The organism is Serratia sp. J2 (genome assembly GCF_046269175.1).
Classification (GTDB): domain Bacteria; phylum Pseudomonadota; class Gammaproteobacteria; order Enterobacterales; family Enterobacteriaceae; genus Chania; species Chania fonticola_C.
The window spans coordinates 123111-139222 of sequence record NZ_JBKABN010000009.1; the positions used below are offsets into that span (position 1 = coordinate 123111).

Consider the following 16112-nt stretch of genomic DNA (forward strand, 5'->3'; position numbering starts at 1 on the left):
CATCTTTCTTCACAAAAAGTAGACGATTTTTGAAAAATGGCCGGTCAGATTCATCGAAACGTGACTGCCATCAAACATTGTTCAGGGTATTTATTTTACTCTGCGTAAAAATTAAAGGGGTGCTCAGACACCCTGAAAATGCAGGGGTTTTCTCTCCCCCCTCTGCAACGCGAAAATTCGCGAGAAGTAGCAAAGCACTATTACTCAGGAGCACACTCAACTATGTTCAAGAACGCATTTGCCAACCTGCAAAAAGTAGGTAAATCGCTGATGCTGCCGGTTTCCGTATTGCCTATCGCAGGTATCCTGCTGGGCGTCGGTTCCGCCAACTTTAGCTGGCTACCGCTGGTAGTCTCTCACGTGATGGCGGAAGCCGGCGGTTCCGTATTCGCCAATATGCCGTTGATCTTCGCTATCGGTGTTGCCCTGGGCTTCACTAACAACGACGGCGTTTCTGCACTGGCTGCGGTAGTGGCTTATGGCATCATGGTGAAAACCATGGCCGTGGTTGCACCGCTGGTGCTGCATTTGCCAGCCGAAGAGATTGCGGCGAAACACCTGGCGGATACCGGTGTGCTCGGGGGGATTATCTCCGGTGCCATTGCTGCCTACATGTTTAACCGTTTCTTCCGCATTCAGTTGCCAGAATACCTGGGCTTCTTTGCCGGTAAGCGTTTTGTGCCGATCATCTCTGGTCTGGCCGCTATCATTCTGGGTGTGATCCTCTCCTTCATCTGGCCGCCAATCGGTACGGCTATCCAGACCTTCTCACAATGGGCGGCTTATCAGAACCCAGTGGTCGCGTTTGGTATCTACGGTTTTGTTGAGCGTGCTCTGGTACCGTTTGGTCTGCACCACATTTGGAACGTACCTTTCCAGATGCAGATCGGCGAATACACCAATGCCGCTGGTCAAGTGTTCCACGGCGACATTCCGCGTTACATGGCGGGTGACCCAACAGCAGGTATGCTGTCTGGTGGCTTCCTGTTTAAAATGTATGGTCTGCCTGCTGCAGCGATTGCGATCTGGCACTCTGCCAAGCCGGAAAACCGTGCCAAAGTCGGCGGTATCATGATCTCCGCTGCGCTGACCTCGTTCCTGACCGGTATTACCGAGCCGATCGAGTTCGCCTTCATGTTCGTTGCGCCGATCCTGTACGTCATCCATGCGATCCTGGCCGGTCTGGCGTTCCCAATCTGTATTCTGTTGGGTATGCGTGACGGTACCAGCTTCTCACACGGTCTGATCGACTTCATCGTCCTGAGTGGCAACAGCAGCAAAATTTGGCTGTTCCCAATCGTTGGTGTCATCTACGGTCTGGTGTACTACACCATCTTCCGCGTGCTGATTGCCAAGCTGGATCTGAAAACTCCTGGCCGTGAAGACAACTCTTCCGAACAGGTAGCTCAGGGTGGCTCTGAAATGTCTGCTGCATTGGTTCAGGCATTCGGCGGTAAAGAAAATATCACCAACCTGGATGCCTGTATTACACGTCTGCGCGTCAGCGTGGCCGACGTATCCAAGGTTGACCAGGCTGGTCTGAAGAAACTGGGTGCTGCCGGTGTGGTTGTGGCTGGCTCAGGCGTTCAGGCGATCTTTGGTACCAAATCCGACAACCTGAAAACCGATATGGATGAATACATCCGTAATCACTGATTCAGGTAGGGGAGTTAATGGGGAGGCTTAGGCCTCCCTTTTTTTATGGGTTGATTAACAACATGGGGAGGGGTGCTCATGGATCTCAGCTCAAACAACCAACAGGCGGGGCAAGCCCCGCCGTTGGGTTGCCTTACCTTGCGGATTCGTAAGCCATCATGGCCGCAACCTCCGTTTCTCCGCTACGAATGCGGATCTCACAGAGTCTTTTCCTGGTCATCCAGGTGAACACCAGTACGGTGATACAGAGAATAACCAGGGCCATTACGACTAACTTTTGCGGCATGATAGCCTCCTTGTCCTTGCCTTTCAGCGGGTAAGAGGCTACCTTTATGTTGTTGGAGCATAAGAGTGGCCTCGGGTTGATTTGCATCGATTCGGGGCTTTTCTCTTTCTATCCCTTGCTAATGCTCAGGACAAAAAGATCCAGAGCACCCACGCGAATGTTAACAGTAATCCCGCCTGGTAATAAATCAGCGCTTTGTTACATAGAACAATTAAGCTGAACCAGCCCAGTATAATTCCTGCGTATTTTGGGCTTTTTGCTCGTTGTTTGCGATGCTGACCGCAGTCCATAGCGGTGATGAATGGCGTGAGGTGAAAGCCAGGCTGGAAGTTTTGCTGAAGCGCTAAACTCGTGGAGCAAACAGTGGCATGATCTCATTGGGCGCAGCATGCAGCGCCCCTATAACAGCCTTTCAACTCCGTGCTAAATTCCCCACGCCACCGTCGATCAGCAGTTCACTGCCCACCATGTAGCTGGATTCGTCAGATGCGAGGAATACGGCGGCTTTTGCCAATTCCAGCGCGGTCCCCATGCGGCCAATCGGCACCAGCGCGTGGATCTCTTCGCGCAATGTCTGTTCAGCCTGTGCCGGTAAACCCAGCTTGCCCAGCGCCGGAGTTGCCGTTGGGCCAGGGCTAAGGCCGTTGACGCGAATACCGCGCGGGTGCAGCTCGGCAGAAAGTGAACGCGCCAAAGATAAAATCCCGGCTTTACTGGCGGCATAGACGCTGCTTTGCGCCAGGCCAATATGCGCGCTGACAGAACCACACAGGATCACCGAGGCGGGATTGCCCAGCAACGGTAACAGGGCCTGGATCAAAAACAGTGGGCCTTTGAGATTGGTGTTCATCAGTTGGTCATAGCGCTGTTGATCCCATTCCTGTAACGGCAGGTGGGTGACATCACCGGCGTTGATATACAGGATATCCAGCCGGGGCCAGCTTTTAGCCAACTGCGCTGCCAAAATCCTCTGTTGGCCGATAACCCCGGCGTCATTGTGCAATAGCACGACATCCCCTAGCGTTTCGCCAGCCGCTGTTAACCCGCTAGCGCTGCGCCCGGTGATCGCCACAGTGGCTCCTTCGGCAATAAACTGCCGGGCCGTCTCCAGTCCGATGCCGCTGGTTCCCCCGGTAATCAACGCGTATTTACCTGTTAATCGTGACATAACCCTTCCTCTCGTTGGCCAGTTACGCCATTATTGGTTTGTTAGTACCTTTTGCATAGTAGGTACCGTTTGGATACTAAAAGACAAGGTGGGATGCAATGGCGTCAATAGTGAAAGGGCAGGTCGAAAAAAATTTCCCGTTACCGCCTGCGGGAGAACCGTGCCCGATGGTGAGCTTCGTCAATTTGATTTCAGGCAAATGGGCGATCCCGATCCTGTATCGCCTGATGGTGATCGACGGCCCGATACGCTTTAGCGAATTACAGCGCGCAGTGGCACCCATCGCGCAAAAAGAGCTGACGCGTCAGCTCCGCCAGTTTGAACAATGCGGTCTTGTCACTCGGCAGGTGTTTCCACAGGTGCCACCACGGGTGGAGTACCAGATAACGCCTCTGGGTAAAACATTGCGCCCCACGTTAGACTCGTTGGCTGACTGGATGCGTGGCCATGCGCCGCAGCTGATCGGTAGTTAATCATCGCCAGTAAACTCGTAAGGTTGAGTGATTCTCCATCACTCGATACGGAAAGTGCGCAATCGGGTTGATAGCAGTAGAATTTGTCACGCATACTGCGTAAACCAATATTTTCGCTGAACAAGGAGTTCCAGATGGCCGAAGAAACGATTTTCAGTAAAATTATTCGCCGTGAAATCCCTGCCGATGTGGTCTACCAGGACGAACTGGTCACCGCATTTCGTGATATTTCCCCACAGGCACCGACCCACATCCTGATCGTGCCGAACGTACTGATCCCAACGGTGAACGACGTGACCGTGGAGCACGAGGCCGCATTAGGCCGTATGATCACCGTGGCGGCCAAAATTGCCGAGCAGGAAGGGATTGCCGAAGACGGTTACCGCTTGCTCATTAATTGCAATCGTCATGGCGGGCAGGAGGTCTATCATATTCATATGCATTTAGTCGGTGGCCGCGCTCTGGGCCCGTTATTGTCACGTTAACCGAGGAAGACCATGCGCTATATCCACACGACGCGTTACTTGATGGCGCTGGTGCTCCCCGCCGCGATGCTGATGGGGTGTAGCAGCCCGAAGGGCATCTCGGTCAATGAACGGCAAACGGTAGTGATGGATTCACCGGTACTGACGGCGGGTATTCTGGCGGATAACCCGTCTATTGCCGATGCATCTGGCCGCCTGCGGGCCAGTTCGGTGCTCAGCAACACCCAGACGACGCCGGTGACCCTCCACTATCGTTTCTACTGGTATGACAAACAGGGGCTGGATATCCTGCCTTTTGAAAAGCCGCGCACGGTCACCGTTGCCGCCAATTCAGACACCGAGATTTATTCGTTGAATGGCAACCTTGATGCCAAGCGTGTACGTCTGTATTTATACTTATAAGTTTTGGGTTACGTTGGAGAAGGTAATGAAAAAGTTCCTATGGGTGGCGCTGGCCGCGTTGGTGTTAACCGGTTGTCCATCACGCCCACCAGAGCCTACGGCACCGGTGACTGTCGAGCCACAGCCGCAACCAGAGCCTCAGCCTGAACCGTTGCCACCAACCACCGAACCGGTGCCACAGCCGCCGAAGATCCAGCAGCTTGATTGGCTGGGTAGCGTACAGCCGTTGGTCAATCAGATGCTGAAGGCTGATGGCGTCACGCCTGGCAGCGTATTGCTGTTGGACAGCGTGAAAAACAATACCAATGGCTCATTGAGCATCGGCAACGCCACCTCGGCGCTGCATCAGGCTTTGGCATCCAACAACACCTTTGCCGTCGTGCCGGAAGCGCAGTTGGCGAGCGCCAAACAGACGCTGGGCCTGTCGGCGGAAGACAGCCTCGGATCGCGCAGCAAGGCGATTGGCCTGGCGCGCATCGTCAATGCGCAATACGTGTTGTATAGCGACGTCAGTGGCGATGTGAAGTCACCGGCGATGGAAATGCAACTGATGCTGGTACAAACCGGTGAGATCGTCTGGTCAGGCAATGGCGACGTCAAATACTGAATCCCAGCTGCGGCGACTCTTGAGTAACAGGCTGCCGGCGGTAAATACCGCCGGTTGTCATTTTAGCCAGGTACAAGGGTTGAGCGGCGAGAGCTGGCGGATCGACGGTGGCGATGTGCAACTGCTGGCCCGTCCGCAGACGCCAGAAAAACGCATGCTCGGCGTTAACCGTCGGCGTGAGGGGCAAGTGCTCAAGCGCGCTGGATTAGGCATGGGGCCAAAGGTATGGTTACAGAGCCCTGAGTGGTTGATCGTCGAATGGCTTGGCGGTGAGAGCGTTGACGAAACGGCGTTTGTTTCCTTAACGGCCAACGGGGAACTGGCAGAGCTGACAGCACGGTTGCATAACCGTGGGTTGAGTGGTTACCGGCTGGATCTGCAACAGCAATTTACCCGCTATTGGCAGCAAATTGATCGCCGGCGGATCACGCCTGCCTGGCTGCGTTGGCAGCGCTATTTCATCACTGGCACCATGCCGCGACCGTTGCAGCTGGCAACGCTGCACATGGATATTCATGCCGGTAATCTGCTGCGACAGGCCGGGCAGCTCAGGCTGATCGACTGGGAGTATGCCGCCGATGGCGATATCGCCCTTGAGCTGGCGGCGATGTTTCGCTTCAATCAATTTTCCCCGGCTGTGCAACAACGCTTTTTAGAGCAATACCAACCCCACGGCTATGCCGATTTGCCGCAGCTGGCCTCACAGGTTCAGCGTTGGTTGCCATGGGTGGATTACCTGATGCTGATGTGGTGCGAAGTGCGCTGGCAGCAGTGTCGGGATGCGGAATTTTTGCGTTGGGGCGCAGCGTTATACCGGCGTTTTTGTTTATCATCGTCAAATTAATCATGAATACTGATGTGAGGTGGCCGTGGGCCCAGTAATGCTAGATGTCGTCGGCTATGAGCTGGACGCAGAAGAACGCGAGATTTTAAAACACCCGCTGGTAGGGGGCTTGATCCTGTTTACCCGCAACTTTGCCGATCCGCAGCAGTTGCGTGAGCTGGTTCGCCAAATCCGCGCGGCCTCGCATTCGCGGCTGGTGGTGGCGGTGGATCAGGAAGGCGGGCGCGTACAGCGCTTTCGCGAAGGTTTTACCCGCTTACCGGCGGCGCAGTCCTTTGCGGCGCTCAACGATGCTCAGGAAGGCGGGCGTCTGGCTCAGGAAGCCGGGTGGCTGATGGCCTCGGAAATGATTGCCCAGGATATCGATATCAGCTTTGCCCCGGTATTGGACATCGGCCACGCCAGCGCGGCGATTGGCGAGCGTTCTTTCCATAGCGATCCGCAGCAGGCGTTAGTGATGGCCGAACGCTTTATCCAGGGAATGCACAGCGCCGGGATGAAAACCACCGGCAAGCATTTCCCTGGGCATGGCGCGGTTACGGCGGACTCGCATAAAGAAACTCCGCGCGATCCACGGCCATTGGCTCAAATCCGCGAACATGATATGACTATCTTCCGTGAGCTGATCCAACGCGGATTGCTGGATGCCATCATGCCAGCCCACGTTATCTATACTGAAGCAGACCCGCGCCCGGCCAGCGGCTCGCCTTACTGGCTGCAGCAAATTTTGCGTCAGGAGCTAGGCTTTGAGGGCGTGATCTTCTCTGACGATCTGTCGATGGAAGGGGCGGCGATCATGGGCAGCTATGCCGAACGTGGCCAGGCGGCGCTCGATGCTGGTTGCGATATGATCCTGGTTTGTAATAATCGGGCAGGGGCGGTCAGCGTGTTAGATAACCTGTCCCCGGTCAAAGTAGAGAAATTGCAGCGGTTATATCATCGCGGTCAGTTCACCCGTCAGGAACTGCGCGATTCCGACCGTTGGCAAAAGGCGCATCATGCGCTGAGTCAATTGCATGAACGCTGGGAAGAGCATAAGCAACGCTCAGCGGGGTGAACGGCCAGGGCGCCGCAAGAAGGCGGCGTTAATAATGGGGGCTGCCAGCGGCCCCCAGCTTGTTGCGAGGAACCACATGATTATCTATTTGCATGGCTTCGATTCCACCAGTCCCGGCAATCATGAAAAGATTATGCAGTTACAGTTCATCGATCCGGACGTGCGCTTTATCAGCTACAGCACTTTGCATCCGCGCCATGATATGCAGCATTTATTGAAAGAGGTGGACAAGGCGGTTCAGCAGGAAGGGGATGCCCATCCATTGATCTGCGGTGTGGGTCTTGGGGGCTTTTGGGCTGAACGTATCGGTTTTTTGTGCGGCATCCGTCAGGTGATCTTCAACCCGAACCTGTACCCGGAAGAACATATGCACGGCAAGATCGACCGGCCGGAAGAGTATCGTGATATCGCCACCAAATGCGTGGAAGATTTCCGTGAGAAGAACCGCGATCGCTGCCTGGTGGTGCTTTCTCGCCAGGACGAAGTGTTGGACAGCCAGCGTAGTGCCGAGTTGCTGCACAAGTATTATGAAATCGTCTGGGATGAACAGCAGAGTCACAAGTTTAAAAACATCTCGCCGCACTTGCAACGCATCAAAGCGTTCAAGACATTGACGTAACAGTTTTATAACGCATTATTGAGCCGTGAACGCTGTTCCCCAAGGGCAGCAATTGCGGCTTTTTTGTTTTTATCGTGCTCGTTTTCGCCAGTGGGCAGCAAAATGTAAAACTGTGATCTCACGCTAACTATTTGAATCACAATCCTCAAAAAATCCCTTCGTCCAGCCTTTAACCAAAAAACTTTGACGTACATCAATTTTGGTATGACCAAATAACCTCTCGTGCTATTCTGGCCCCAGATTGCAGGTTTAACTTAAGCGAACCCTATGTATTCTAAGGATATTATTTATTTACCCTTAGGCAGCAATTGGTTCACATTCAGGGGGTCATTTTGACAACGCCAAAGAAAAAAATCGTTATTGTCGGCGGTGGTGCCGGTGGTCTGGAGCTGGCAACCAGCCTGGGCCATAAACTGGGTCGTAAGCACAAAGCGGAGATCACGCTGGTGGATCGCAACCACAGCCATCTGTGGAAGCCATTGCTGCATGAAGTGGCTACCGGCTCCCTGGATGACGGTGTGGATGCGTTGAACTACCTGGCGCATGCGCGTAATCACTTCTTCAACTTCCAACTGGGTTCACTGGTCAACATTGACCGTGAAAAGAAAACGCTGCAGTTAACGCAGATCTGCGATGAGCAAGGCTGCCAGCTGGTTCCCGCCCGCGAGTTAAGCTACGACATCCTGGTGATGGCGCTCGGCAGCACCTCGAACGACTTTGGCACCCCAGGGGTAAGAGATAACTGCATCTTCCTGGATAACCCGAATCAGGCGCACCGTTTCCATAACGAGATGTTGAACCTGTTCCTCAAGTTCTCTGCCAATCCGGAAGAGAAGGAGAGCGTGAATATTGCCATCGTGGGCGGTGGGGCTACCGGCGTTGAGCTGTCGGCAGAACTGCATAATGCGGTCAAACAGCTGCACAGCTACGGCTTTGAAGGGCTGGATAACAGCGCCTTGAAGGTTACCCTGGTTGAAGCCGGTGAGCGCATTCTGCCAGCTCTGCCGCCGCGTATTTCCGCAGCGGCGCACCAGGAACTGAACAAGCTTGGCGTACGCGTATTAACCAATACCATGGTGACCAGTGCCGATGAGCATGGCCTGAACACTAAAGGCGGCGAATTTATCAATGCCGATCTGATGGTGTGGGCGGCGGGCATCAAGGCACCAGACTTTATGAAAGAGATTGCTGGGCTGGAAACCAACCGCATCAATCAGCTGGTAGTTGAGCCAACGCTGCAAACCACCCGTGATGCCAACATCTTTGCCATCGGTGACTGCGCTTCCTGCCCACGTGAAGGCGGCGGCTTTGTGCCACCTCGGGCACAGTCTGCTCACCAGATGGCATCACGTTGCTATAGCAACATCCTGGCGATGATGCACGATCAGCCGATGAAGCCTTACGTTTATAAGGATCACGGTTCACTGGTCTCGCTTTCCCGCTTCAGTACCGTAGGTAGCCTGATGGGCAACCTGATGCGCGGTTCAATGATGGTCGAAGGGCGTATCGCCCGCGTGGTGTATATTTCGCTGTACCGTATGCACCAGGTAGCGCTGCACGGCTATACCAAAACCGGCCTGATGATGCTGGTGGGTGGTATCAACCGCGTGATCCGACCGCGCTTGAAGATGCACTAATTTTTTAAACCCATTCGTTCGGTTGATGAAAACCCACGTAGGCTTGCCGCGTGGGTTTTTTATTGCCGTGAGATCAGTAGGTTGCAAGACTGCGCCCCTAAGAACGGAGTGTGCGACTTTCACCGCACTCAATTCACTGACATTTTAATACATTGTTCAATGGCATCGGGGAGCGAGTCACCACCTTGTTAAGAATTGACTAATCAAATATTGGGCTATAGTAACTGTGGCCCTACAGAGAAAGTATCGCCGTTGACATACTCTTTAAAGCCCACGATTAACTTCATAGTTCACAAAACATGGTTGCTGTTTTTGAGCCATAAAATGTCACTTATAAAACAGGTGTTAAGATGATGAATAAAGTGTCACTCGCGATTGAAATTCAAAAAGACGCTTTTTCCAAACACAAGTTTTTCACTCATATCCGCAATGCAACACTTCCGCTTGAGGAACGACTTTCTTTTCTACCTGGCATGTCACATTTTATTATGAGTTTCGGAGACATAAATAAATATGTGCTACCTTTTGCTTCCCCTAAGAATGAACTTGAAGACGCGATCAATAAACATGCGAAGGAGGACTCGAATCATTGGCCTTGGTACATAACTGACCTGCAACAGCTAGACATGAACAAAAGTCGTCCCTTCACCGAAACACTACAATACCTCTGGTCTGAGGAGCTTTCGGCAAGCCGAAAACTGACTTACGACCTCATAGAGTTAATAGCGGGTAAAGATGCCAAATCAAGATTGGTCATTATTGAAGTGATGGAGGCAACGGGAAACATCATGTTCACAACTCTGAATGAGATCACTAGTGGAACCAGTTTAAAACTGGAATTTTGTGGTTCCCTGCATGCAAGCCATGAATCAGGACACACAATGGGAGCCGATGATGAAATCATAAACCGGCTAATTTTCACTGAGGATGAATGTCAGTATTTTACATCACTCATTAATGATGGATTTAAAGCGTTTGTCCGCTTTATCGATCAGCTTTATGACGGTATCGAAGCAGCAAAATTTCGGTAAGGAATCGACACGTCTTTACCCATGTTCACCGGATACACTGCCGATTTTTCCAACACAGCGGTTTGATTCCGCACCCATGCCTCACGGTTTTCGATTCGTGAACAACGGATATGGTTAAGATTCTTCTTAATTCATTGGTTTTGGCCCGCTTTCATCGCATTTTGCTCACGGAGTCTTATTGCGAGGCTGAACTTCCTTGTGCAGACTTTAGGGCGTTTACAGACGGCGCGTCACGCACGCCGTAAACCGGGGGGATTGCCTATGATTGATGCGAGCTTGCCCGGTGCATAATGCGTGGTAACACATTCAGGAGGATTTCCTGTGAACAAATCAATGTTAGCCGGTGTTGGGATTGGTATTGCAGCCGCTCTGGGAATTGCTGCCGTGGCCGGTCTGGACGTATTTACTCCCGGCCCACAATATGCGCAGGTTCTCGCCGCAACACCGATCAAAGAAACCATCAAGACCCCTCGCCAGGAGTGCCGGAATGTCACGGTGACCCATCGTGCGCCAGTTCAGGATGAAAACCGCATCGCTGGCTCAGTGCTGGGGGCGGTGGCCGGGGGGGTTATTGGTCACCAGTTTGGCGGTGGCCGGGGCCGTGATGTTGCGACCGTGGTGGGTGCGCTGGGTGGTGGGTATGCTGGTCACCAGGTGCAGGGTGCCATGCAGGATAACGATACCACCACCAGCACGCAGCAGCGCTGTAAAACGGTGTATGACAAATCGCAGAAAATGCTGGGCTATGACGTGACTTACAAAATTGGCAACCAACAGGGTAAAATCCGCATGGATCACGATCCAGGCACCCAGATCCCGCTGGATAAAAGCGGTCAGTTGATACTGACCAAGGTCTGATCTTCGCCGTTTACTCCTAACAACAACCCTCTCCCAAAGGGAGAGGGTGAGGGGACATTGGTCATCAAGCTGGCAAAGTATGCTCTCTGAACGCTGCCAGCAGTTCGCCGATAAACTTCAAGCGTTCGGCCCGGTCGCTAAGATCCAACATAAACTTCAGCTTGGTTGGCCCATCCAGGCGGTAAACCTGCGGTTTGCTTTGCAGCAAGCCAATCAGATAACCCGGATCGACCCGGTTCTTCTCACCAAACTCGATAAAGCCCCCGCGCTCGTTGCCTTCGATACGCTTGATCCCCAGTAACTGCGCCTGTTGACGCATTGCCGCGCTTTGCAGCAGATTACGTGCTGCATCCGGCAGCAGGCCAAAGCGGTCGATCAGCTCAACCTTCAGTTCCTCCAGTTCACCCTCATTTTTAGCGCTGGCAATGCGTTTATAGAAGGACAAACGAGTATTCACGTCCGGGATAAAGTCGTCGGGCAGCAGCGCTGGCATGCGCAGCTCCACTTCCGTCTGATTGCTGGTGAGATCTTCCAGCGAAGGCTCACGCCCGTTCTTCAGGGCGTCGACGGCGCTTTCCAACAGCTCCATATACAGCGAGAAGCCCACGGTGGTCATCTGGCCGCTTTGGTCCTCTCCCAGCAGTTCCCCTGCACCACGGATTTCCAAATCGTGGGTAGCGAGCGCGAATCCGGCCCCCAAATCTTCCAGCGTGGCAATCGCCTCCAACCGCTTGTGTGCGTCGGTGCTCATGACCTTCGGGTTTGGCGTTAACAGATAAGCATAGGCCTGATGGTGAGAACGCCCGACGCGGCCACGCAGTTGATGCAACTGCGCCAAGCCAAAGCGGTCGGCCCGTTCGATAATGATGGTATTGGCGCTGGGGATATCGATGCCGGTTTCGATAATGGTGGTACAGACCAGCACGTTGAAGCGCTGGTGGTGGAAATCATTCATCACCCGTTCCAGATCGCGTTCCCGCATCTGGCCGTGGCCAATGGCAATCCGCGCTTCCGGCACCAGCTCCGCCAAGCGTTCGGCGGCTTTATCGATATTCTCGACGTCGTTGTACAGGTAATACACCTGGCCGCCGCGCAGTACCTCACGCAGGATGGCCTCGCGCACCACCAGGCTGTCGTACTCGCGGACAAAGGTTTTCACTGCCAGACGGCGGGCCGGTGGGGTAGCAATGATCGACAGATCGCGCATGCCGCTCATGGCCATATTCAGGGTGCGCGGGATTGGCGTGGCGGTCAGCGTCAGGATATCAACGTCGGCCCGCATTGCCTTGATGCGCTCTTTGTGGCGTACGCCAAAGCGGTGTTCTTCATCGACAACCAACAGCCCCAGATCTTTCCAGCGCAGATCGCTCTGCAATAGCTTATGGGTACCAATGAGGATATCGACTTTGCCTTCGGCCGCCTCTTCCAGGATCTGTTGCTGCTCTTTGGCACTGCGAAAACGCGACATCATTTCGATGCGGATTGGCCAGGTGGCAAAGCGATCGCGGAAGTTGTCGAAGTGCTGCTGCGCTAACAGGGTCGTCGGCACCAGGACCGCGACCTGCTTACCGTTCTCGACGGCCAGGAAGGCGGCACGCATCGCCACTTCAGTTTTACCAAAGCCGACGTCGCCGCACACCAGACGATCCATCGCCAATGGCTGGCACATATCGCTCAGCACCGCGTTGATGGCCTGTTCCTGATCTGGCGTGGTCTCAAACGGGAAGGTCTGGCAAAACAGTTGATACTGGTCACGATTATGCTTGAACGCAAAACCGCTCTTGGCGGCACGTTGGGCGTAAATGTCCAACAGCTCGGCGGCCACGTCACGCACGCGTTCGGCGGCTTTCTGCCTGGCTCGAGACCAGACATCCCCGCCGAGCCGGTGCAGTGGGGCGTTTTCGTCGGCTCCACCGGCATAGCGGCTGATCAGGTGCAGGGAAGAGACCGGCACGTACAGTTTGTCCTCACCGGCGTAGGAGAGGATCAGGTATTCCGCTTTGATGCCCCCGGCTTCCAGCGTCGTCAGGCCAACGTAGCGGCCAACGCCGTGTTCCAGATGCACCACCGGCTGCCCTGGGTGCAGCTCTGCCAGGTTGCGGATCAGGGTATCGGTATTGATGGTGCGGCGATTATCCTGCCGACGGCGGCTGACGCGCTCACCGAGCAGATCGCTTTCACAAATCAACGCCCGGTCACGCAGCGTATCCAGGAAGCCACGCTCGGAGGCGCCGACCATCATGTAGCGGCCCGATGCTTCGACCTCATCCAGATGATGGATCAGGCTGGTACTCAGCTTGATGCGGCCAAGCAGATCTTGCAGGGTTTCGCGGCGGCCTTCACTCTCTACTGAGAAGACCACGCCCCCGGTGAAGCTTTCAATAAAGCGTCGCAGATTATCCAGTGGGGCCTTCTGCTGGGCCTGGACGGCGAGATCCGGCAGGGTTTGATAGCCAAGGTTGGTGCAACCGGCTTTGGCGGGCAGTTCCTCGGTTTTCAACGCCATTCGCGGCCAGGCTTTCAGCTCGGCAAATAGCGCATCGACCCGCAGCCAAAGGGTATCCGGGGCCAGCAGCGGCCGCATCGGATCGATCCGCCGGTTCTCATAGCGTTGATTGACATCAAGCCAGAAACGCTCGGCGGCGCCTTCCAGGTTGCCGGTGTTGACGAGCAGCGTATTGGCTGGCAGATAGCTGAACAAGGAAGGCAGCGGCTGGCTGAAGAACAGCGGTTGCCAGTATTCGATACCAGCAGGCCAGGTGCCTTTACTCACTTGCTGATAAATATGTTCGGCGTCGCGACGCACTTCAAACTGTTCACGCCACTGGCTGCGGAACAGCTCAATGGCGGCCTTATCGGTCGGGAACTCGTGCGCTGGCAGTAGGTTGATGGCTTCCACTTCGCTCAACGTGCGTTGGTTATCCACATCAAAGGTGCGCAGGCTGTCGATCTCGTCGTCGAAAAAGTCGATGCGATAAGGCTCTTCGCTGCCCATGGGATACAAATCCAGCAACGCACCGCGCGTAGCAAATTCGCCATGTTCCATCACCTGATCGACGCTGCGGTAACCGGCCTGTTCCAACTGTGCCCGCAGCAGATCCCGCGACAGCCGTTGGCCCTTTTTCATCACCAACGCATGGCCATGCAGGAACTCATGCGGGCAGACGCGTTGCATCAACGTATTCACCGGCAAAATGATGATGCCGCGTGCCATGGTCGGCAGATGATACAGGCTGGAAAGCCGCGCCGAGATGATTTCCTGATGGGGCGAGAAGCTGTCGTATGGCAGCGTTTCCCAGTCGGAAAGGGTGGTCACCATCTGATCGGTAAACTGCTGGATTTCGTCACGCAACCGCAACGCATTTTGCATATCCGGGGCGATGAGCATCACCGGGCCTGGATGGCGTTCGGCGATTTCCGCACATTCAACGGCACAGGCAGAGCCGGTGAGTTGCCCTAGCTGGCGTAAATCGCCCGCACGGTCAGGAAGAGAGTAACGGTAGGACGATGCGGAGCTGCGGCTTTTATCAGAAATGCTCATTCAGTTATCTTTAATCAATGAATTGAATAACAGTTTTTGTGGTGTTCACCGTGGCGCTTGACGTGTGAATACCACAAAATCCTGTTTACCTGGCGTTTGGCCAAAGCTAACCCGTTCCCCCTCACCCTAACCCTCTCCCCAAGGAGAGGGAGCTGGAACGGTGTTGCGATTAGGAACGGAGTATGGCTGTGGCACATTCGGTACCCTCTCCTTCTGGGAGAGGGTTAGGGTGAGGGGACCATCAAGTGGTTCAAGCCCATCACCTTTTACCTTGGTTATACTAGCCTAGCAGCTTATAAACTGACACTGGTAAAAGCGCGAGCAAGCTTCCTGTTGGCGGTAATTTAATCAATTCTGTGCCATGGCGAGATACTGGCCGATTTTATCGACGTCCACGTTGCCACCGCTGACGATCACCCCGACTTTTTTGCCCTGCAGATCGATGACCTGATTCATCGCCGCAGCGGCAGCCAGGCAACCGGTCGGTTCGACTACCATCTTCATCCGCTCCATAAAGAAACGCATTTGCTGGCATAGCTGTTGGTCGGTCACCGTCAGGATATCTTCCACATAGTGTTGAATGATCGGGAAGGTGAGATTGCCCACTTGCTGGGTTTGCGCGCCGTCGGCAATGGTTTTTGGTACCGGGATCCACACTTTTTCACCGCTGCGGAACGCCTGTTGCACATCGTTGCCCGCTTCGGGTTCGACACCAAATACCCGGCAACCGGGCGACCAGTGATGTGCCGCAACGGCGCATCCAGAGAGCAATCCGCCGCCACCGGTACAAACCAGCAGAATATCCAACGGGCCAACTTCTTCGATCAGCTCTTTAGCTGCGGTGCCTTGGCCTGCCATCACCTGCGGATAATCGTAAGGTGGGATCACCGTTAAGCCCTGTTCCGCCGCTAACCGTTGGGTGATCGCTTCCCGGTCTTCGGTTTGCCGCTGATAGATCACCACGTTAGCTCCGTAGCCGCGGGTTGCCGCCAGCTTGGCGGCGGGGGCGTCATGTGGCATCACAATGGTGACGTTCACCCCAAGCTCACGAGCCGCCAACGCCATGGCCTGCGCATGATTACCGGATGAGAAGGCTATCACTCCGGCCTGGCGCTGGGCCGGAGCCAATTGGCTGATGGCGTTATAGGCACCACGGAATTTAAAGGCCCCAATGCGCTGGAAATTCTCGCACTTGAAAAAGAGCTGGGCACCGGCGATCTCATCCGCCTGGCGGGAAGTCATTACCGGTGTGCGGATCGCGTGGTTTTGCAGGATTTCGGCCGCTTTGGCAATATCGGCGGCGGTGATGCAGTGGGGCTTAACGGTCATGGCTACCTCATGTGGTTGGCATTGATTCGTTCAGTCTATTAATTTGCCCGTTGTAAACGGATTGTCAAACGGTTAAACGGCTGTCAGCGGAAACAACCGTGTCTTCAGGATGTTCAAAA

The 16112-nt window shown here is 54.4% G+C and carries 15 protein-coding genes; 11 read left to right on the plus strand and 4 right to left on the minus strand.

Annotated elements, in window-relative coordinates; all coding sequences use genetic code 11:
• Positions 1 to 222 precede the first annotated feature (222 nt).
• Positions 223 to 1656 (plus strand): PTS glucose transporter subunit IIBC, encoded by a 1434-nt coding sequence (ptsG, locus tag ACKWMY_RS11930; protein WP_024528551.1) that lies wholly within the window; start codon positions 223 to 225, stop codon positions 1654 to 1656.
• A 133-nt stretch (positions 1657 to 1789) separates the two neighbouring features.
• On the opposite strand, the gene ACKWMY_RS11935 is transcribed toward ptsG, so the two are convergent.
• Positions 1790 to 1942, minus strand: a complete 153-nt coding sequence (locus tag ACKWMY_RS11935) for a type I toxin-antitoxin system Hok family toxin (RefSeq protein WP_021178298.1) — start codon at positions 1940 to 1942, stop codon at positions 1790 to 1792.
• Positions 1943 to 2354: 412 nt separating this feature from the next.
• Positions 2355 to 3110 carry an SDR family oxidoreductase gene (locus ACKWMY_RS11940; protein WP_074031326.1) on the minus strand — a complete coding sequence of 252 codons (756 nt, stop codon included), beginning with the start codon at positions 3108 to 3110 and terminating at the stop codon, positions 2355 to 2357.
• Between the two features lie 167 nt (positions 3111 to 3277).
• On the opposite strand from ACKWMY_RS11940, the gene ACKWMY_RS11945 reads away from it, so the two are divergent.
• The 10 genes from ACKWMY_RS11945 to ACKWMY_RS11990 all read left to right on the plus strand — a co-directional run bounded on the left by ACKWMY_RS11945 (position 3278) and on the right by ACKWMY_RS11990 (position 11123).
• Entirely contained in the window at positions 3278 to 3583 is a 306-nt protein-coding gene (locus ACKWMY_RS11945; protein WP_024531150.1) for a winged helix-turn-helix transcriptional regulator, read from the plus strand.
• 134 nt (positions 3584 to 3717) lie between these two features.
• Complete coding sequence (hinT, locus tag ACKWMY_RS11950) at positions 3718 to 4068, plus strand: purine nucleoside phosphoramidase (RefSeq protein ID WP_021178295.1); 351 nt, start codon at positions 3718 to 3720, stop codon at positions 4066 to 4068.
• A gap of 12 nt (positions 4069 to 4080) precedes the next feature.
• Entirely contained in the window at positions 4081 to 4470 is a 390-nt protein-coding gene (locus tag ACKWMY_RS11955) for a YcfL family protein (RefSeq protein WP_024531149.1), read from the plus strand.
• 25 nt (positions 4471 to 4495) lie between these two features.
• A complete protein-coding gene (lpoB, locus tag ACKWMY_RS11960; protein ID WP_024531148.1) occupies positions 4496 to 5077 on the plus strand; it encodes a penicillin-binding protein activator LpoB in 582 nt (193 codons plus the stop codon).
• Complete coding sequence (locus tag ACKWMY_RS11965) at positions 5058 to 5921, plus strand: phosphotransferase (protein ID WP_409486338.1); 864 nt, start codon at positions 5058 to 5060, stop codon at positions 5919 to 5921. Before lpoB ends, ACKWMY_RS11965 begins: the two co-directional genes overlap by 20 nt.
• Before the next feature lie 37 nt (positions 5922 to 5958).
• Entirely contained in the window at positions 5959 to 6978 is a 1020-nt protein-coding gene (gene nagZ, locus ACKWMY_RS11970; protein WP_029712059.1) for a beta-N-acetylhexosaminidase, read from the plus strand.
• Between the two features lie 76 nt (positions 6979 to 7054).
• On the plus strand, positions 7055 to 7597 hold the full coding sequence (ycfP, locus tag ACKWMY_RS11975) for an alpha/beta hydrolase YcfP (RefSeq protein ID WP_024531145.1): 543 nt from the start codon (positions 7055 to 7057) through the stop codon (positions 7595 to 7597).
• Between the two features lie 332 nt (positions 7598 to 7929).
• On the plus strand, positions 7930 to 9234 hold the full coding sequence (locus ACKWMY_RS11980) for an NAD(P)/FAD-dependent oxidoreductase (protein WP_024485958.1): 1305 nt from the start codon (positions 7930 to 7932) through the stop codon (positions 9232 to 9234).
• 350 nt (positions 9235 to 9584) lie between these two features.
• Positions 9585 to 10265, plus strand: coding sequence for a hypothetical protein (locus tag ACKWMY_RS11985; protein WP_409486339.1), 681 nt, complete (start codon positions 9585 to 9587; stop codon positions 10263 to 10265).
• Between the two features lie 321 nt (positions 10266 to 10586).
• Complete coding sequence (locus ACKWMY_RS11990; protein ID WP_024531143.1) at positions 10587 to 11123, plus strand: glycine zipper 2TM domain-containing protein; 537 nt, start codon at positions 10587 to 10589, stop codon at positions 11121 to 11123.
• A gap of 64 nt (positions 11124 to 11187) precedes the next feature.
• Here ACKWMY_RS11990 and mfd read toward each other — a convergent pair whose 3' ends face one another.
• Positions 11188 to 14664, minus strand: a complete 3477-nt coding sequence (gene mfd / locus ACKWMY_RS11995; protein ID WP_409486340.1) for a transcription-repair coupling factor — start codon at positions 14662 to 14664, stop codon at positions 11188 to 11190.
• A 348-nt stretch (positions 14665 to 15012) separates the two neighbouring features.
• Complete coding sequence (locus ACKWMY_RS12000; RefSeq protein WP_409486341.1) at positions 15013 to 15993, minus strand: threo-3-hydroxy-L-aspartate ammonia-lyase; 981 nt, start codon at positions 15991 to 15993, stop codon at positions 15013 to 15015.
• Positions 15994 to 16112 lie beyond the last annotated feature (119 nt).